Annotated in this window: 13 protein-coding genes; 9 read left to right on the forward strand and 4 right to left on the reverse strand. The window is 69.7% G+C overall.

The features are described from left to right. Nucleotide 1 precedes the first annotated feature (1 nt). The 9 genes from ACM26Y_RS03135 (at nucleotide 2) to ACM26Y_RS03175 (ending at nucleotide 11572) form a co-directional block, all read left to right on the forward strand. Nucleotides 2-907 carry an alpha/beta fold hydrolase gene (locus ACM26Y_RS03135; protein WP_054371521.1) on the forward strand — a complete coding sequence of 302 codons (906 nt, stop codon included), beginning with the start codon at nucleotides 2-4 and terminating at the stop codon, nucleotides 905-907. Continuing rightward, nucleotides 897-1817 carry an alpha/beta fold hydrolase gene (locus ACM26Y_RS03140; RefSeq protein ID WP_416062611.1) on the forward strand — a complete coding sequence of 307 codons (921 nt, stop codon included), beginning with the start codon at nucleotides 897-899 and terminating at the stop codon, nucleotides 1815-1817. The genes ACM26Y_RS03135 and ACM26Y_RS03140 overlap by 11 nt, the downstream gene beginning before the upstream one ends. Nucleotides 1818-1821: 4 nt before the next feature. Further along, a complete protein-coding gene (locus ACM26Y_RS03145; RefSeq protein ID WP_200863132.1) occupies nucleotides 1822-3612 on the forward strand; it encodes an NAD(P)/FAD-dependent oxidoreductase in 1791 nt (596 codons plus the stop codon). Nucleotides 3613-3621: 9 nt separating this feature from the next. Beyond that, nucleotides 3622-4965, forward strand: a complete 1344-nt coding sequence (locus ACM26Y_RS03150) for a cation:proton antiporter (protein ID WP_416062612.1) — start codon at nucleotides 3622-3624, stop codon at nucleotides 4963-4965. Continuing rightward, nucleotides 4962-6314, forward strand: coding sequence for a cytochrome P450 (locus ACM26Y_RS03155; RefSeq protein ID WP_416062613.1), 1353 nt, complete (start codon nucleotides 4962-4964; stop codon nucleotides 6312-6314). The genes ACM26Y_RS03150 and ACM26Y_RS03155 overlap by 4 nt, the downstream gene beginning before the upstream one ends. After that, the gene (locus ACM26Y_RS03160) at nucleotides 6311-7156 is read left to right on the forward strand and encodes an SDR family NAD(P)-dependent oxidoreductase (RefSeq protein WP_416062614.1); all 846 of its coding nucleotides are present in this window, start codon (nucleotides 6311-6313) and stop codon (nucleotides 7154-7156) included. The genes ACM26Y_RS03155 and ACM26Y_RS03160 overlap by 4 nt, the downstream gene beginning before the upstream one ends. Then, on the forward strand, nucleotides 7153-8679 hold the full coding sequence (locus ACM26Y_RS03165) for a flavin-containing monooxygenase (protein WP_416062615.1): 1527 nt from the start codon (nucleotides 7153-7155) through the stop codon (nucleotides 8677-8679). The genes ACM26Y_RS03160 and ACM26Y_RS03165 overlap by 4 nt, the downstream gene beginning before the upstream one ends. Nucleotides 8680-8728: 49 nt before the next feature. Next, nucleotides 8729-10141, forward strand: a complete 1413-nt coding sequence (locus ACM26Y_RS03170; protein ID WP_003935949.1) for a DHA2 family efflux MFS transporter permease subunit — start codon at nucleotides 8729-8731, stop codon at nucleotides 10139-10141. Nucleotides 10142-10306: 165 nt separating this feature from the next. Then, on the forward strand, nucleotides 10307-11572 hold the full coding sequence (locus ACM26Y_RS03175) for an MFS transporter (protein WP_289377133.1): 1266 nt from the start codon (nucleotides 10307-10309) through the stop codon (nucleotides 11570-11572). Here the strand turns inward: ACM26Y_RS03175 and ACM26Y_RS03180 are convergent. The 4 genes from ACM26Y_RS03180 to ACM26Y_RS03195 form a co-directional block, all read right to left on the reverse strand. Next, entirely contained in the window at nucleotides 11560-15195 is a 3636-nt protein-coding gene (locus ACM26Y_RS03180) for a hydantoinase B/oxoprolinase family protein (RefSeq protein WP_416062616.1), read from the reverse strand. The genes ACM26Y_RS03175 and ACM26Y_RS03180 overlap by 13 nt on opposite strands. 47 nt (nucleotides 15196-15242) lie before the next feature. Continuing rightward, nucleotides 15243-16157 carry a metal ABC transporter permease gene (locus ACM26Y_RS03185; protein WP_416062617.1) on the reverse strand — a complete coding sequence of 305 codons (915 nt, stop codon included), beginning with the start codon at nucleotides 16155-16157 and terminating at the stop codon, nucleotides 15243-15245. Then, nucleotides 16154-16966, reverse strand: a complete 813-nt coding sequence (locus ACM26Y_RS03190) for a metal ABC transporter ATP-binding protein (RefSeq protein WP_052033949.1) — start codon at nucleotides 16964-16966, stop codon at nucleotides 16154-16156. Before ACM26Y_RS03190 ends, ACM26Y_RS03185 begins: the two co-directional genes overlap by 4 nt. 135 nt (nucleotides 16967-17101) lie before the next feature. Further along, nucleotides 17102-18154, reverse strand: coding sequence for a metal ABC transporter solute-binding protein, Zn/Mn family (locus ACM26Y_RS03195; RefSeq protein ID WP_416062618.1), 1053 nt, complete (start codon nucleotides 18152-18154; stop codon nucleotides 17102-17104). Nucleotides 18155-18186 lie beyond the last annotated feature (32 nt).

An 18186-nucleotide genomic window follows, 5' to 3' on the forward strand; every position in this document is an offset into this window, starting at 1 on the left:
CATGATGGTGCGCAATCGATTCCAGTCCGGCTGGCGGCATCCTGATCTCGGCGAACGCGGCGACGTGCGCATCGGGTCGGGTGCGGTGCGCTACTTCGAACGCGGAGACGGCGAACCGATCGTCCTCGTCCACGGCGCGATGGTCAACGCGAACCTGTGGCGTCGGGTCGTACCCCCGCTGTCGAAGCAGTTCCGGTGCGTGACGCTCGACCTGCCCTTCGGATCGCACGATACCGGCATGCCCCACGTCGACCTGTCACTGCCCGGGCTGGCACGACTGGTCGTCGACTCGATCGAGACGCTGGGACTGAGTGGCGCAACCCTGCTGGCGAACGACACGGGCGGCGCGGTCGCGCAGCTCGTCGTCGCACAACGTCCCGATCTCGTCGGACGCCTGGTCCTCACCTCCAGTGATGCGTACGGCGACTGTCCGCCCGCGGCATTCGGCTTCTTCAAGCTCGCGGCATCGGTGCCCGGAGGCCTGCTCCCGATTCTCGCGCCGATGACGGTGCGGTCCTTGCGGCGGCTGCCGATCGCCCAGGGCTGGCTCACCCGACGGGCACTTCCGTCACACATCTCGGATTCGTATGTGCTGCCGGCGATCCGGGATCGCGGAGTGCGCCGGGACCTGGCACGAGTGGTGACCGGTCTGCAGTCGCGGCACACACTGGAAGCAGCGCGGCACTTCGACAGGTTCGACGGTCCCGTCCTCGTCGCGTGGTCCCGGGAGGACCGATTCTGCCCGCCGGCCAATGCGCACCGGCTCACGAGGGACTTTCCGGATGCACGGCTGGAATGGATCCAGGACGCCTACACCCTCGCACCCGAGGACCGACCCGAGCGGGTGGCCGCACTCGTCTCGCACTTCATCACCACGACCGAAACGAGAGTCCCTCATGACCGATGATCGTCGCGCATGGTGGCGCCATCGCAGTCTCGGCACACGGCGCGAGCTCACACTGTCCACCGGCCGGCTCGCCTACTTCGAGGCCGGTGCCGGTGAACCGATCGTTCTCCTCCACGGTCCACTCACGAATGCGAACGTCTGGCGCAAGGTGGTTGCCGCTCTGTCCGGGCGCTTCCGCTGCATCGCGCTGGACCTTCCCTTCGGCGCCCATTCCGTCCCGATGCCCGAGGCGGATCTGTCCTTCGCCGGATTGGCGGCGATCGTGATTGAGGCGCTCGAAGAACTCGATCTGCGCGAGGTGACGCTGGTCGGCAACGACGGCGGCACCCCCGTCGCTCAACTGGTTGCCACGACGCGGCCGGACCTCGTCCGACGGTTGGCCCTGACGGCCGGCGGCGCGTACGACAACTGCCCACCGCGGCGGTACCGGGCGATCATGAAGGCCATCGCCTACGCGCCGGCGGCGCGTGAACTGATTCTCGGCCCGTTGCGCATCCGGGCCCTGCGACGGCTGCCGATGTCCTACGGCTGGCTCACGCGTCGACCGGTCGAACCGGCCACCTCCGACTCGTGGGTCCTCCCGGCTCTCGAGAGCGACGCCGTCTACGCAGACCTCCGCCGTATGCTCCGCAGCCTGGAACCGAGCGCTGTCCTCGCGGCCGCAGAGTCGTTCGGTGACTTCCCGGGGCCGGTACTCGTCGTGTGGTCCCGGGAGGATCGCGTGTTCCCACCCGAACACGCCGAGCGTCTGGCCGGGGATTTCGCGGATGCCGGACTCGAGTGGATCGCCGACTCGTGTTCGCTGCTTCCCGAGGACAAACCGTTCGAAGTGGCACAGCTGCTCGCAGACTTCGTGCAGCGCACCAGCTCGGTGCCGGCTGCCGCAATCTCGACGAACCAGGAGAGCTGAGACGATGCTGGAAATCAGTAGACCCGATGTGGCCGACGACACCCGCACCTTCGACGTCGCCATCATCGGTGGCGGAATCGGCGGAACCGCGCTCGCGGCGATCCTCGCCCGCAACGGCGTCCGGGTCGTGATGATCGAAGCCGGCGGACATCCACGCTTCGCGATCGGGGAGTCGACGGTGCCGGAGACGATCGTCGGGCTGCGGGTGCTGGCGCGTCGCTACGACGTCCCGGAGCTGGGATACCTGGCCGGGCACAACACACTTCGGCGGAAGGTCAGTGCCGCATCCGGGGTGAAACGCAATTTCGGATTCGCGTACCACCGCGAAGGAGAGCCGTTCGCGGCCGAGGAATGCACACAGCATCCGACGTGGAGCCCGCCCATCGGCCCGGATTCGCACTTCTTCCGGCAGGACGTCGACGCCTACATGTTCCAGGTCGCGCTGTCGTACGGTGCGACGGGTCTGACCTACACGCCGGTCACCGCGGTCGACTTCGACTCCGACGGGGCAACCATCCGGACCGCGTCGAGCGGTGACTTCCGGGCCGGCTTCGTGGTGGACGCGGGAGGCATGCGCAGTCTGCTCGGCGAGCAGCTCGATCTGCGCATCGACCCGCCGTACCGGACCCGGTCCCGCACGATCTTCAACCACTTCGTGGGTGTCGAACCGTTCGACCGCGTGGCCCCGCCGCGCAAGCAGCACCTGATGCCGAGCCCGTTCTCCCAGGGAACGCTGCACCACCTGTTCGAGGGCGGCTGGGCGTGGGTGATTCCCTTCGACAACCACGTGGGCACCACCAGTCAACTGTGCAGTGTCGGGATCAATCTCGACATCGACGTGTACCCGAAGCGAGACGACGAGACGCCGGAGGAGGAGTTCTGGGCGCACGTCAATCGCTTTCCCACGATCCAGCGGCAGATGCGGGCGGCCCGGGCGGTGCGGCCGTACACGTCCTCGAACCGGAGCCAGTTCGCCTCGAAGCAGATCGTCGGCGATCGCTGGGTCCTGCTCCCGCACGCGTCCGACTTCATCGATCCGCTGTTCTCCAGCGGTCTCGCGGTCACCATGATGATCCTGAACGCACTCGGTCACCGGCTGATCTCCGCGGTCCGGGAGGGCGACTTCTCGGTGGAGCGGTTCGAGTACGTCCAGACCTGGACGAAGCGGTCGTTCCGGTACTACGACGATCTCGTCAGCTTCTCGTACACCTCCTGGGACCATTTCGACCTGTGGAATGCGTGGCACCGGGTGTGGTGCCTGGCCACCATGTACGGCGCCAACGCGCAGATGCAGACCGTCATGGAGTACGAGAAGACCAGGGACAAGGCGGTGTTCGATCGGTTGGAGCAACCGCCCTACCGCGGGTTGCAGGCCGTCGACAATCCGCGGTTCGCTGCGATGTTCGATGCGGCGTGCGCGGCGATGCAGGCATACCGCGACAAGGAGATCGACGCGACCGAGGCCGGCCACCGCATCCACGTCGCGCTGAAGGAGAGCGAGCTGGTTCCGTCCGCGCGGTGGACCGGTTGGCGAGCGCTGGACCCGGACAATCGTCTGCCCACGGGTGAGTTCACGCTGTGGGATATGACCCGGCTTCTGCTGTGGGGCAAGTACGCCAGTCCGCCCCACATCCGCGGAACCTACTTCACCAACGGATTCGCCGGAGTGGCTGAGGAAGCGGGCAAGTTGTATCTGTCGGAGCTGCGCCACGGCAGCGGGCTGAGCATGCAGGTGGCCCGCGACATGGTGTCGTATCGGAACCGGGACTGGCGTCGGGTCGGCGGACTCGACTAGGCGAATCCGATGACATCGGCACTCGACCTCAACGCGCCGCTGCCGGCGCACTGGTTGCTGGTTTTCCTGGTGCAGGTCACCGTGCTGTTGCTGTGTGCGCGGGTCCTCGGCGGTCTGGCGGTCAGGCTCGGCCTGCCCGCGCTTGCCGGAGAGTTGCTGGCCGGAGTGCTGCTCGGGCCGTCCGTCCTGGCGCACGTGGCTCCCGGCGTGTGGGGGTGGCTGTTCCCTGCGGAGGGCGGGCAGGTCCACCTTCTCGACGCCGTCGGCCAGTTCGGCGTACTGCTGCTCGTCGGTCTGGCGGGAATGCACGTGGACGTCGGGCGTCTGCGACGGCTGGCCGGCCCGGCAGCCAAGATCAGCCTTGCCGGCCTGCTGATTCCCCTCGCACTCGGTGTCGGCATCGGTGCGATCGCGCCGCCCCCCATGCGTCCGGAGGGCACGAGCCCGGCCGTCTTCGCGATGTTCGTCGGGGTGGCGATCTGCGTGACCGCGGTCCCGGTCATCGCCAAGGTGCTCATGGAACTCGGGCTGACCGACGGCAAGATCGGGCAACTCGTCCTGTCCGCAGCGGTGATCGACGACGTCATCGCCTGGTTCCTGCTCTCGCTGGTGTCCGCGTTGGTGACGGCCGGGGGACTGGGGGCATCGGACGTGCTGGAGCCGGTCGGATGTCTTGTCGGTGTCGTGCTTTTCGCCGCGACGGTCGGCAGGGTGCTCGTGCGCCGCGCGGTGCGCCACGCCGAGGCGTCACGCGATTCGACTGCGATGGTGAGCACGGCGGTGATCCTCGTCCTCGGCGGTGCGGCGGCCACGCACGCCATGGGACTGGAGCCGATCCTGGGTGCATTCGTCGCCGGCGTCCTCGTCGGCTCCGGCGGCGTGCGCGCGCCGGTCCTCGCACCCTTGCATGCGGTTGTCATGTCGGTCCTCGCCCCGCTGTTCTTCGCCACCGCGGGGCTCCGGATGGACCTGTCCGGTCTGCTCCGGCCCGGTGTCCTGCTGGCGACGGCCGGGCTCCTCGTCGTGGCCGTCGCCGGGAAGTTCGCCGGTGCGTTCGTCGGCGGCAGACTCAGCGGTCTCGACCGGGCGGAATGTGTCGCTCTGGGAGCCGGGATGAACGCACGCGGTGTGGTGGAGGTGATCATCGCCACCGTCGGCCTGAGCCTGGGGGTGCTCGGCACCGAGGCGTACACGGCCCTGGTCCTGGTCGCCGTCGTCACGTCCGTCATGGCCCCACCCATCCTGCGCCGCGCCGTCGGTCGCTCCGACCGCGCTGCCGAAGAGCAACCCGGCGCGCGACCCGCCGAGTCCCGGTCCGGGGCCGGCACCGTCTCACTCGAGGAACCACGATGACCCTGTCCCGATCCGAAACCGCACATCCTCCGACATCGCTGCCGCCCGGCCCGAGGTTGCCCGCCGTGGTCCAGACCCTGCTGTTCACGCTGGCGCGGCATCGTATCTATCCCGTGCTCACGCGGCGCTACGGTGACACCTTCCTGATCAAGCCCACCGCGCCGTACCGGCCCATGGTGGTGCTCGGACGGCAGGAGGACATCCGGACGGTCTTCGCCGGCAGCCCCGAGATCTACCATGCCGGCGAGGGCAACGCCATCATGCGTCCGGTCATGGGCGAGCACGCCGTGCTGGTCACCGACGAGGACCGGCACAGGCGGGTCCGGCGGCTGCTCACGCCCGCGTTCAGTGCTCGGGCACTGCAGGGCTACCGCGACGACGTGACCACGCTGGTCCGGCACGAGGTCGCGCAATGGCCCGTGGGCCGCCCCTTCGCCACATTGGGGCGGCTGCAGGACCTCATGCTGGAGGTCATCCTCACCGTCGTGCTGGGTGTCACCGCGCCCGACCGCCTCGCCGAGCTGCGACCCTCGATCCGGCACATCACGGAGATCGACCCGATCACGTTGATGGGACTGCACAGCCCGAAGCTTGCGCGGATCCGGCCCTGGAGCACGCATTGGAAGCATCAGCGCAGATTCGACGAGATCGTCTACGCCGAGATCTCCGAACGCCGGGTCGCAGGCGACCTGCACGACCGGACCGACGTGCTCTCCCGGCTGGTGCAGGCCGCGGTGGACGACGCAGACGGTGGGCTCGGCGATGCAGAACTGCGTGATCAGCTCATCTCCATTCTCCTGGCCGGGCACGACACCACGGCCACGGGGCTGGCGTGGGCCTTCCACGAACTGGTCCGCAACCCCGGCGTGCTGGCGGCCGCGCAGAAGGCGGCGGACACGGGGGACGACGAGTATCTCGGCGCGGTCGCCAAGGAGGCACTGCGCATCAAGCCGGTGATCCAGGATGTGGCCCGACAGCTCACCGCACCCGTCGACCTGGGCGGATACCGGCTGCCCGCGGGCATCACCGTGCTCCCCGCGATCGGCATCGTCCACGCCGACCCCGAGCATCACGAATCACCGGGCGAGTTCCGGCCGGAGCGGTTCCTGGGCGTCCAACCCGCGCCGAACACCTGGATTCCGTTCGGCGGCGGTGCACGCCGGTGTCCGGGTGCCGCGTTCGCGGCCATGGAGATGACGGTCGTCCTGCGGGAGGTGCTGCGCGCCTACGATCTCAGCCCGCCCGGCCGGCATCCGGAGAAGCAGAAGGCACGCAACATCACGACCGTTCCGTCGCGGGGAGCTCGCGTAGTGGCCCGGCGACGCACCACGAAGGCGGTGACGCTGTGAGCCCGACCGTGTTCACGGGAAAGACGTGTGTGGTCACCGGTGCCGGGTCCGGAATCGGCCGCGCACTCGCCGAGAACCTGGCCGGTCGGGGTGCGCGACTCGCGCTTTCCGACATCGACGGCAGCAATCTGGCCGAGACTGCGCGCCGATGTGAATCCCTCGGTGCCCACGTGTCGACGGCACTTCTCGACGTGTCCGATCGAGACGCCGTCTCGCGGTACGCCGAGGAGGTGGTTGCGGAGTTCGGCATCGTGCACCAGGTGTACAACAACGCGGGCATCGCCTACTTCGGCAGTGTCCTGGAGTCGGACTTCGCCGACATGGAACGCGTCCTGGCGGTGGACTACTGGGGCGTCGTACACGGGACGAAGGCGTTCCTGCCGCACCTCGTCGCGTCGGGCGACGGTCACGTCGTCAACATCTCGAGCCTGTTCGGCTTGCTCTCGCTGGGCGGGCAGAGCGCGTACAACTCGGCGAAGTTCGCCGTCCGAGGGTTCACCGAGGCGCTGCGCCAGGAGATGATCGCCGAACGGCTTCCGGTCCGGGTCACGTGCGTGCATCCGGGTGGGATCAGGACTGCGGTGGCACGCAACGCGACGACGGCTCGGGGGATCGACGCGGCGGCGGTCGCGGAGATCTTCGATCGGCGGCTGGCGTTCCATTCACCGGAGATGGCGGCCCGGGCCATCGTCACCGGGGTGCGACGCCGCAGGGCGCGCGTGGTGATCGGCTGGGAGGCGAAGGGGCTCGACTTGTTTCAGCGGGTGACCGGAGCGGGGTATCAGCGGATACTGGCCGTGACCAATCCGTTCACCGCCGCAGCGGATCGGAACCGGAAATGACCGAGCACTTCGATGTCGTCATCGTGGGGGCCGGACTGTCCGGTATCGGCGCCGCCTGTCGTCTCGGACGGGAACTTCCGGACAAGACGTTCGCTGTCTTCGAGGCACGCGAGCGCCTCGGTGGCACCTGGAGTCTGTTCACCTATCCGGGTGTCCGATCCGACTCCGACATGTTCACCCTGAGTTACCCGTTCAAGCCGTGGCGCGGCGCGGACGCGATCGCCGGCCGGCAGGCGATTCTGGACTATCTCGAGGAGGCCGCGGTCGAGGGCGGTCTCGACGGCAGGATCCGGTACAACAGCCGTGTCGTCGAGGCGTCGTGGGATTCGGCCCGCTCGCGGTGGAGTCTCACCGTCGAACAGCGGGTCGGCCCGGACGAGGTGGCCCGCCGCACCGTGACGTGTGCGTTCCTCTACGCCTGTGCCGGGTACTACGACTACGAACGCGCATACACCCCCGATTTCGAGGGCATCGAGTCGTTCACCGGAACGGTGGTCCATCCGCAGTTCTGGCCCGAGGAACTGGACTACACGGGCCGACGCGTCGTGATCATCGGGAGCGGAGCCACGGCCATCACCTTGGCGCCGTCGATGGCGGAGCACGCGGAGCACGTCACGATGCTGCAGCGCTCACCCACGTGGGTGTTCCCGATTCCGCGCCGGGACGTCGCTGCGGACTGGGCGCGGGCAGTGCTGCCGCCGCTCGCAGCCCATCGGTTGATGCGTGCGAAGAACATCGCCTTCACCGGCTCGCTGTACTGGTTCTGTCGCCGGTATCCGCGGGCCGCGCGGTCGCTGCTGACCGGTCTGGTCACCCGCTCCCTGCAGGATCGGGACGCCGTCGCCGAGCACTTCACTCCCACCTATGCGCCGTGGGATCAGAGGCTGTGTGCCGTCGTGGACGAGGATCTGTTCACCGCGATCCGGCACGGCACGGTCACGATGGTCACCGACCACGTCGACCGGTTCCTCCCGGCGGGGATCCGGCTGCGGTCGGGGCGTGTCCTCGAAGCCGATATCGTCGTCACCGCAACCGGATTGCAGATGCAGGTGTTCGGCGGCATCGACTTCGTCGTGGACGGCCGGCCGGTGACGATGTCCGACGAGTTCCTCTGGCAGGGCACGATGGTGACCGGGGTGCCGAATTTCGCGGCGGGGATCGGATATGCGAATGCGTCGTGGACGTTGCGCGCGGATCTCAACGCGCGCGTGATGTGCAGGGTGCTGCGCCATATCGACCGCAACGGACAGGTGCCGGTGGTGCCGCGCCGGGAGGAGACGTTGTCGGCGCGTCCCTTCCTGGATCTGTCGTCGGGCTACATCCGCCGGTCGGTCGATCGGTTTCCGCGTCACGGAGATCGGGATCCCTGGCGGGCCAGGAACTATGTGCGCGACGTTCTCACCCTTCGGCGCACATCGCTGCGGGGGTCGCTCGCGCCGTTCGGGTCCACAGGAGCGTCTCGTCGACGCGAAGGCACTCCCGGACAGAATGTTTCGTCCTTCGGCCGAACCAGACTTGTGTAGACCATAGTCAGCCGTTTAGAGTCGGACCATGGTCGAATCAAGTCGGACGATGGTCGGCGAGCAGACGGGCGACGCCCCGGTTCGGGACCGATCCAATCTCATGTTGCTCGTACTGTGTTCGGCGGCGTTCATGGCGATGCTCGACGTGTTCGTCGTCAGTGTCGCCTTCGCCGCGATCGGGGAGGGGTATCCCGGATCGTCCCTGGCGGACCTGAGCTGGGTCCTGAATGCGTACACCATTGTGTATGCGGCCCTTCTTATTCCGGCCGGCCGCCTGGCCGACCGATACGGTCGCAGGGCAGGGTTCGTCGTGGGGCTCGTGGTGTTCACGGTCGCGAGCCTGGCGTGCGCGTTCGGTCCGACACTGTGGTGGCTCGTCGGATTCCGGGTCCTGCAGGCGGTCGGTGCGGCGGCCCTGACCCCCACGAGCCTGGGTCTGCTGCTGACGGCACTGCCGCCCGAGCGGCGCGCCACGGCGGTGAAGATCTGGGCCACGTCGACCTCCCTGGCCGCGGCGGTCGGGCCGGTGATCGGCGGGGCGCTCGTGAAGGTGTCCTGGCAGTGGGTGTTCCTGATCAACGTGCCGGTCGGCATCGCGGCGGTGGTGGGGGCCGTCGCGTTGCTGCCCGAGACGAAGGACGCCACCGTGACGCGGATTCCCGACCTCCTCGGCGCGACGGTGCTCGCGGTGGCCCTCGGCTCGCTCGCCCTCGCGCTGGTGAAGGGGCAGGAGTGGGGCTGGTCGGGAACCGGCACCCTGACCGCCTTCGCGGTCGCCGTCGTCGGGCTCGCCGCAGTGGCCGTCCGGATGCGACGGCACCCGGCGCCGGTCGTGGATCCCGCGCTGCTGCGGGTGCGGTCCTTCTTCTGGTCGAACGTCACCGCCCTGCTGTTCTGTACGGCCTTCGGCGCGGTACTGCTGAGCGTGATCCTCCGATTGCAGACGGGTGCGCACTACAGCGCCCTGGTCACTGGTCTGGCGGTGGCACCGAGTCCGCTGATGGTGCCGATCTTCGCGGCGGTGAGCCAGCGCCTGTCGAATCGTCTCGCGCCGTCCACCCTCGTCGCGATCGGCAACGTGCTCGTCGGCGTCGGTGTGATCGTGCTGGCCGTCAGCGCCACCGAAGAAGTGCACTACGCCACGCAGGTGCTGCCGGGTTGGCTCCTCGTCGGTGTGGGCGTCGGCTTCTCGCTGCCCAACCTCCTGGCCAAGGCCACGGTCGATCTGCCGCCCGCACGAGTGTCCACGGGCAGTGCGGTGGTCAACACCAGCCGTCAGATGGGGTACGTGCTGGGCGTGTCCATGCTGGTCGCCATTCTCGGCGAGTTCGGTTCGGCCGACGCCGAGACGTTGGCGGTGTTCACGTACGCATGGTGGGCGATCGCAGTGGTCGCGCTCGCGAGTGCCGCCACCGCGATGGGGATGAGGTCGCGCCGAGCGTCCGCCGAGGTGCTCCGGTAGCGGCAGCCGGGCGACGGACCCGCCGGTCGCCTCGTGCGCCGCAGCATCGGACCCCGATGCCGCGGCGCACCTCGCGGCCCGTCAGGGACGGCGTCCCCGGCCGAAAATCACTCGTGCCGGGTCCCGTGCGCCTGCTAGCGTCGCGGCACCCCCGCCTCCGAGTGAATGCCGATCGACGTGACCACCCTCGACCTGACCACCCGCCGCTTCGCGCCACTGACCCTGCTCGGCGTTGCCACCCTGCTGTCCGCCACCGGCAACGGCATCGTGGTCGTCGCACTGCCGTGGCTGGTGCTCGAACAGACGGGCCGGGCCACCGACGCGGCGATCGTCGCCGGTGCAGGCACCGTGCCGCTGCTGCTGGCGAGCCTGCTCACCGGGACCGTGGTCGACCGTTTCGGGCGACGGCGCACCGCACTGGTCTCCGATGCGCTCTCGGCACTGTCGGTCGCGGCCGTCCCGGTCCTCGCCGCGACCGTCGGACTCTCGGTGCCCCTGCTGGCCGTGCTCGCGGCCCTCGGCGCCGTCTTCGACCCGGCGGGCATCTCGGCGCGCGAATCGATGCTGCCGGCGGCGACCCGTGCCGCCGGGTGGTCACTGGACCGCGCCAACAGTCTCTACGAGGCGAACTACAACCTTGCGTACCTGATCGGCCCGGGTATCGGCGGCGTCCTCATCGCAGCCGTCGGCCCCGTGAACACCCTGTGGGTGACGTCGGCGTGCTTCGTGCTCTCCCTCGTCACCCTCACCTTCCTCCGGCTCGAGCACGCCGGCCGGCCCGACCGGTCCACCCGGCCGGCGTCGCTGTGGGCCGGCACGCTCGAGGGGATGCAGTTCGTGTGGCGAGACCGGTTGCTGCGCACGCTCGCACTGGTCGACATGGTCATCGTGGCATTGTTCCTCCCGATCGAGTCGGTGCTGCTTCCGACCTACTTCACCGGCATGGACGCACCGGCCCGGCTCGGCTGGGTGATGATGTCGGTGAGTGTCGGTGGGCTGGTGGGAGCCCTGGCCTACGGTGCCTTCGCGTCGCGTCTGCGGCGCCGCACCCTGATGCTCGTCGCGGTCACGGTGCTGGGTGCGGCGACCATCGGCATGGCGTTCCTGCCGTCGCTGTGGGTCCTCGTGCTGCTGGGCATCCTCATCGGCCTGGCGTACGGCCCGGTGGGGCCGATCGTGAACTGGGCCATGCAGACCCGCAGCCCGGAGCACATGCGGGGCCGTGTCGTCGGCGTGATGACCTCGACCGCGTACGCGGCGGGCCCGGCCGGGATCCTGGTCGCCGGGCCCCTGATCGACTCGACGGGGGTGCGCACGACGTTCTTCGCGCTGGCCCTGCCGATGGTCGGTGTCGCGGCGGTGTGCTTCGCGCTGCCCGTCCTGCGGGAACTGGATCCTGACGCGGAGTCCCGTTCGCCCTACCGTCCGTAGCCGCCTCCACCCGGGGTCTCGACCACGAGCACGTCATCGACCTCGACCTCGACGGAGTCGCAGCCGGCCATGCGGGTGACGGTGCCGTCGGCGCGCTCGACGCGGTTGCCGCCCAGGGCTCCCGGCTCGCCGCCGGCCATCCCGTACGGCGGCACGCGCCGGTGCCCGGACAGCGTGCTGACGGTCATCGGCTCGAGGAACCGGAGCCGCCGCACGGCGCCGTCACCGCCGCGCCACCTGCCGTCGCCGCCGCTGCCGTGCCGAATCGTGAACGCTTCCAGCAACACCGGCAGGCGCCACTCCAGTACCTCCGGATCGGTGAGTCGCGAATTGGTCATGTGGGTCTGCACCACCGATGTCCCGTCGAACCCCTCGCCCGCGCCCGACCCGGAGCCGAGCGTCTCGTAGTACTGGTACCGCTCGTTGCCGAAGGTGACGTTGTTCATGGTCCCGGCACCCTCGGCCTGCACCCGCAGCGCCGCGTAGAGCGCGCCGGTGACTGCCTGCGACGTCTCGACGTTGCCCGCGACGACCGCGGCGGGGAATTCGGGGGCGAGCATCGACCCGTCGGGTACGACGATGCGCAGCGGACGCAGACAGCCGTCGTTGAGGGGGATGTCGTCGGCGACCAGCGTGCGGAAGACGTACAGCGTCGCGGCCCGCGCGACCGAGGAGGGCGCATTGAAGTTCGACGCGAGTTGTGGTGACGTACCGGTGAAGTCGATCGTCGCCGAACGTGCCTGCCGGTCGACGGTGATCCGGACCGCGATCACCGCACCGGAGTCCATCTCGTAGCGGTACTCGCCGTCGTGGAGACGGTCGACGACACGGCGCACTTCCTCCTCGGCGTTGTCCTGCACGTGCCGCATGTACGCCTCGACGACGTCGAGACCGAAGTGGTCGATCATCCGGCCCACCTCGACCACGCCGCGAGCATTGGCCGCGACCTGGGCGCGCAGATCCGCGAGGTTGGTGTCGGGGTTCCGGGACGGGTACGGGCCGCCGCTGAGCAGCGCCCGCGTCTCGGTTTCCCGGAAGGCCCCGTTCTCGACGAGCAGCCAGTTGTCGAACAGCACGCCCTCCTCGCGGATGTCGCGGCTGGCGGCGGGCATGGAACCCGGTGTCGTTCCCCCTATTTCGGCGTGGTGCCCGCGGGAGGCGACGAAGAAGAGGATGTGCTCGCCGGACCCGTCGAAAACGGGCGTGATCACCGTGACGTCCGGCAGGTGGGTGCCGCCGTGGTACGGGTCGTTGACCGCGTACACGTCACCGGACTTCATCGACCCGTGCCGGCGGCGCACCACCTCCTGCACGCTCGTCCCCATCGAGCCGAGATGGACGGGGATGTGCGGCGCGTTCGCGATCAGGTTTCCGTCCGGATCGAACAACGCGCACGAGAAGTCCAGGCGTTCCTTGATGTTCACGGACTGCGCGGTGGACTCGAGAGTCGTGCCCATCTGCTCGGCGATCGACATGAACAGGTTGTTGAAGATCTCGAGCATCACCGGATCGGCATGGGTGCCCACCGCCGCGTCGTCGTGGGCGCGCACCCGCGCCAGCACGAGATGGCCCTGTTCCGACATCGCCGCCTCCCAGCCGGCCTCGACGACGGTGGTCGAGTTGTCCTCCGCGACGATGGCCGGGCCGGCCACGGAGTCGCCGGGGGCCAGGTGTTCACGACGGTACAGCGGTGCCTCGCGCCACGACCCGTCGACGAACATCCGGACGGTGTCGCGGGGCGGGCGGGTGGACCCGGGCGCGCCGCTGTCGGTGCGACCGAGCCCGGACAGATCGGGTCGGCGCGTGGCCCCGACGGCCTCGACCGCGACGGCGTCGACGATCAGCGGCCGGTCCATGAGGAACGAGTAGGTGCGCCGGTGCACGGCCTCGAACTCGGCGGTCATCGTCGCCGGGTCGGCGAGCGCGACGGGCACGGAGGTGTCGGTGCCGTCGTAGCGCAGGTGTGCCCGGGCGGTCATGTCGATGCGCTCGGTGGGCACGTCCTCGTCGAGCAGTTCCGTGCGCGCCGCAGCTTCGAGTTCGGCGGCGACGTCGCGCAACCGGGGCATCGCCTCGTCGTTCAGTTCGACGACGACGGACTGCTCGCGCATCGCGGTGGTGTCCGCGAGACCCATGCCCAGCGCGGACAGGACACCGGCCAGGGGCGGCACGAGGACGGTCCGGATGCCGAGCGAGTCGGCGACCGCGCAGGCGTGCTGTCCGCCGGCCCCGCCGAAGGTCGTCAGGGCGTACTCGGTGACGTCGTGGCCCTTCTGCACGGAGATGTGCTTGACGGCGTTGGCCATGTTCGCGACCGCGATCTGCAGGAAGCCCGCGGCGACCTCCTCGGGGCTGCGGTCGTCGCCGGTCGCCTCCCGGATCTCGGCCGCCAGGGCGGTGAACCGCGCCCGTACCGTCTGCTCGTCCAGCGGCTCGTCGCCGCCGGGGCCGAACACGTGCGGAAAGTGGGCGGGCTGCACGCGCCCGAGCATGACGTTGGCATCGGTGACGGTGAGCGGGCCGCCGCCCCGATAGCAGGCCGGACCGGGGTCGGCGCCGGCGGAGTCGGGCCCCACCCGGTACCGGCTGCCGTCGAAGTGCAGAATCGATCCGCCACCGGCGGCGACGGTGTGGATGTCCATCATGGGGGCCCGCAACCGCACCCCGGCGACGACGGTGTGGAAGACGCGCTCGTATTCGCCCGCGAAGTGCGACACGTCCGTCGACGTGCCACCCATGTCGAACCCGATCACCTTGCCGAACCCGGCCAGGGCCGACATCCGGCTCATGCCGACGATGCCTCCGGCCGGACCGGAGAGGATCGCGTCCTTGCCGCGGAAGTGCATCGCCTCGGTGAGCCCGCCGTTGGACTGCATGAACATCAGCCGGACACCCGGCAGTTGGCCGGCCACGCGGTCGACGTAGTGGCGGAGCACGGGGGACAGGTACGCGTCGACGACGGTGGTGTCGCCGCGCGGGACGAGCTTCATCAGCGGGCTCGCCTCCGCGGACAGGGAGATCTGGCCGAAGCCGAGACGGTCGGCGAGGTCGCCGACGGCATGCTCGTGCTGCGGATACAGGTGGCTGTGCATGCACACCACGGCGACGGAGTCGATCCCGTCGTCGCGCACCTGCCTCAGATCGCGCTCGAGCCGGTCCAGATCCGGGGCCCGCAGCACCGTGCCGTCGGCTCCGATCCGTTCGTCGACCTCGATCACCCGCTCGTACAGCAGCTCGGGCAGCACGATGTTGCGGTCGAAGATCCGCGGCCGGTTCTGGTAGCCGATGCGCAACGCGTCTCGAAAACCTGAGGTGATCACCAGGGCGGTCCGGTCGCCCGTGCGCTCGAGCAACGCATTCGTCGCGACGGTGGTGCCCATGCGCACCTGCTCGACGAGGCCGGGGGTGACGGGTTCGCCGGCCGGTACCCCGAGCAGCTCCCGGATCCCGGCCACGGCCGCGTCCCGGTAGCGGGACGGGTTCTCCGACAGCAGCTTGTGGGTCACCAGGGTGCCGTCGGGCCGCCGGGCGACCACGTCGGTGAAGGTGCCGCCGCGGTCCACCCAGAACTCCCAGCGCCCGGGTGCCCGGTCTCGTCCGCTCGTCTGCTCCGCTGTCGCCATGCCAGCAGGTTAGTCACCGCGTACGGGACGGCCCCGGACCCCGGGACTCAGGTGGTGACGGCGGCGGCCGTCGCCGGGGCCGGCGCGACCTCCCCGCGTCCGATGCCGCGCCGGGCCCGTGCCGCGCCGATCCCGCGGCACGCCAGGTAGATGACGAATGCGATGGCGGTGATGAACGCCGAGACCGGCACCCCCGGTGCGAGGGCGAGCAGGATGCCGCCGACCGCGGAGACCTCCGCGAAGAGTACGGCCAGCACCGTCGCAGCCAGCGGGCCGCCCGCCACGCGGGCCGCAGCGGCGGCCGGGGTGATGAGCAGCGCCATCACCAGTAGCGCCCCGACGATCTGCACGCCGAGGGCGGCGGTGATTCCGACCAGAACGGCGAAGACGATGGACAGCGCCCGCACCGGCACTCCGCGTGCCGCGGCGACCTCGGGGTCGGTGCTGGCGAACAGCAGCGGCCGGTAGATGACCAGCATGGTGCCGATGACGCCGACGGCGCAGGCGGCGAGCAACGCGATGCCGGTGCCGCCCGGCGCGACGATCTGGCCGGTGAGGAGGGAGAACGCGGCGCCGGTGCGGCCGTCGTAGGCCCAGAGCAGGAGCACGGCCAGCCCGAGCCCGAACGCCATGACGACGCCGATGACCGAGTCGCGTTCGCGGGCTCGGGTACCGAGAACGCCGAAGAGGACGGCCGCCACCACGGCACCGACCACCGCACCGAGCCCGACGGAGACCCCGACGATCAGGGCCGCGGCGGCACCGGTGAGGGAGAGTTCGGAGGTGCCGTGCACGGAGAACGCCATCTGACGGCTGATCACCAGCGGCCCGATCACGCCCGCGAGCAGGCCGAGGATCGCGCCGGCGAGCAGTGCCTGCTGTACGAAGTCGTACTGGAGCAGGTCGACGGTGGCCTGCACGTCGAACATCCGGCCCATCGCGTCGGTGAACTTGCTGCTCAATGCTGATCCTCGTGATGGTCGTGGTGGACGCCCTCCCCGGGGCGTAGTCCGCCGGCACTGCCGAGTGCGTCGATGGCGTCGCCGGTGCCGACGACGACGAGACGGCCGCGGATCTCGAGGACCTCGACGTCGGTCCGGTACAGCTCGGAGAGCACCTCGGAGGTCATCACCTCGGCCGGGGTGCCGATGCGGAACTGTCCGTCGACGAGATAGAGCACGCGGTCCACCAGCGGCAGGATCGGGTTGATCTCGTGGGTGACGAACAGCACGGCGGTGCCGTGTTCGCGGCGGCGACGGTCGATGAGGGACGACACGAGGTGCTGATTGGCCAGGTCCAGGCTGAGCAGCGGTTCGTCGCAGAGCATGACCCGGGGGTCGCCGACGAGTGCCTGCGCGATGCGCAGCCGTTGCTGCTCGCCGCCGGAGAGGGAGCCGATCGGGGCGTTCGCGTAGGCCTCGGCGCCGACCTGCCGGATCGCGGCGTCGACGGCGCCCCGGCGGGCCTTCCAGTAGCGCAGGCCGGTGCCCCAGCGGTGGCCGTCGACGCCGAGCCCGACGAGGTCGCGTCCGCGCAGCGGCACACCTTCGTCGAGCGACTTCTGTTGCGGCACGTAGCCGACGTGCGAGTTGCCCGTGCGGGCGGGCACGCCGGCGATCGTGGCGGTGCCGCCGCTGAGCGGGAGCTGGCCGAGCAGGACCTTCAGCAGCGTGGACTTGCCCGCGCCGTTGGGGCCGAGCACCGCGACGAACTCGCCGGGCTCGACGGTGAGATCGAGATCCCGCCACAGGACACGGTCGCCGAAGGCCATGCCCGCGTTGCGGAGTTCGACGGCGGCGCTGAGGCCGGGGGCCGTCGCAGGCGCGCCCGGTGCCGTGGCGGTGCCGTCCGGGGTGACGTCGGCCGGTGTGGTCACGGAAGTGATGTCCTTGCCCTGCTCGAAGGGTCAGCGGGCGGCGTCGAGGGCGGCGGAGAGCGCCTCGGCCGTCTGCTTCTGCCACTGAATGTAGTCCACACCCTCGGGCAGGGTCTCGGTGACTTCGACGACGGGGATGCCCGCGGAGTCCGCGGTCGCCCGCATGTCGCGGCTGACCTTGTCCTCGGTCTGGGGGTTGTGGATCAGGACGTCGACCTGCTTGTCGAGCAGCAACTGGCGGGTCGCGGCGATCGCGGCGGGCGACGGGTCGGTGCCGTTCTCGATCGCGTTCGTGAAATCGGCGGGGGTGCGGTCCTCGAGCTTCGCGGACGTGACGAGGTAGTGGCCGATGGATTCGGTCTGCGCGACGGGGGTGTTCGCGTGGGCGGCGGCGATCGCGGCGGTCACGTCGGTGACCTCGTGCAGCTGCGAGTGGAACGCGTCGGCGTTGGCTCGGTAGGTGTCGGCCCCGGCCGGATCCAGCTCGGCGAGCCGTTCGGCGACGGCATGGGCGACGGCGTCGGCGGCGGCCAGGTCGTACCAGACGTGCTCGTTGACGCCGCTGTGGTCGTGCCCGGCGTGCGCGTCGCCTTCCTCGGCCGCATGGGTCTCGCCCTCGTGTTCTTCGGACGCATGGGTTTCGTCCTCGGGTGCGCTCCCCGCCGAGTGGTCGTGGCCGTCGTCGAGATCACTGCCGGTACCGGACTCGAACAGGGCCATGGCGTCGACCGTAGCGGCGCCGGCTCCGGTGGAGTCGAGGATGTCGTCGACGAACTGGTCGTAGCCGCCGCCGTTGTAGACGACGAGCGAGGCGTCGCTGATCGCAGCCGCGTCGGCGGGGCTGGCTTCGTACGAGTGCGGGTCGGCGGACGGTTCGGTGATCAGGGACTGCACCTCGATGCGGTCGCCGGCGACGGCCTGCGCGACCGAACCCCACACGTTGGTGGAGGCGACGACGCGGATCTCGCCGGATCCGGTGGCCCCGTCGCCCGAGTCGCTGCCGCACGCGGCGAGGGTGAGCGCGGCGGCGCAGGTCAGGCCCACGGTCGCGGTGGCGGCGCGCATTCGGCGAGGCAGTCGCACTGTTCCATCTCCTGTGATCACGTTCGGCCGGA

It is taken from the genome of Rhodococcus indonesiensis (genome assembly GCF_047782815.1).
Lineage (GTDB): Bacteria > Actinomycetota > Actinomycetes > Mycobacteriales > Mycobacteriaceae > Rhodococcus > Rhodococcus indonesiensis.

Bases quoted from the DNA above. Each gene is read 5' to 3' on its own strand.
- ACM26Y_RS03135 (WP_054371521.1), top strand. From the start codon at position 2: ATGATGGTGCGCAATCGATTCCAGTCCGGCTGGCGGCATCCTGATCTC.
- ACM26Y_RS03140 (WP_416062611.1), top strand. From the start codon at position 897: ATGACCGATGATCGTCGCGCATGGTGGCGCCATCGCAGTCTCGGCACA.
- ACM26Y_RS03145 (WP_200863132.1), top strand. From the start codon at position 1,822: ATGCTGGAAATCAGTAGACCCGATGTGGCCGACGACACCCGCACCTTC.
- ACM26Y_RS03150 (WP_416062612.1), top strand. From the start codon at position 3,622: ATGACATCGGCACTCGACCTCAACGCGCCGCTGCCGGCGCACTGGTTG.
- ACM26Y_RS03155 (WP_416062613.1), top strand. From the start codon at position 4,962: ATGACCCTGTCCCGATCCGAAACCGCACATCCTCCGACATCGCTGCCG.
- ACM26Y_RS03165 (WP_416062615.1), top strand. From the start codon at position 7,153: ATGACCGAGCACTTCGATGTCGTCATCGTGGGGGCCGGACTGTCCGGT.
- ACM26Y_RS03170 (WP_003935949.1), top strand. From the start codon at position 8,729: ATGGTCGGCGAGCAGACGGGCGACGCCCCGGTTCGGGACCGATCCAAT.
- ACM26Y_RS03175 (WP_289377133.1), top strand. From the start codon at position 10,307: ATGCCGATCGACGTGACCACCCTCGACCTGACCACCCGCCGCTTCGCG.
- ACM26Y_RS03180 (WP_416062616.1), bottom strand. From the start codon at position 15,195: ATGGCGACAGCGGAGCAGACGAGCGGACGAGACCGGGCACCCGGGCGC.
- ACM26Y_RS03190 (WP_052033949.1), bottom strand. From the start codon at position 16,966: ATGGCCTTCGGCGACCGTGTCCTGTGGCGGGATCTCGATCTCACCGTC.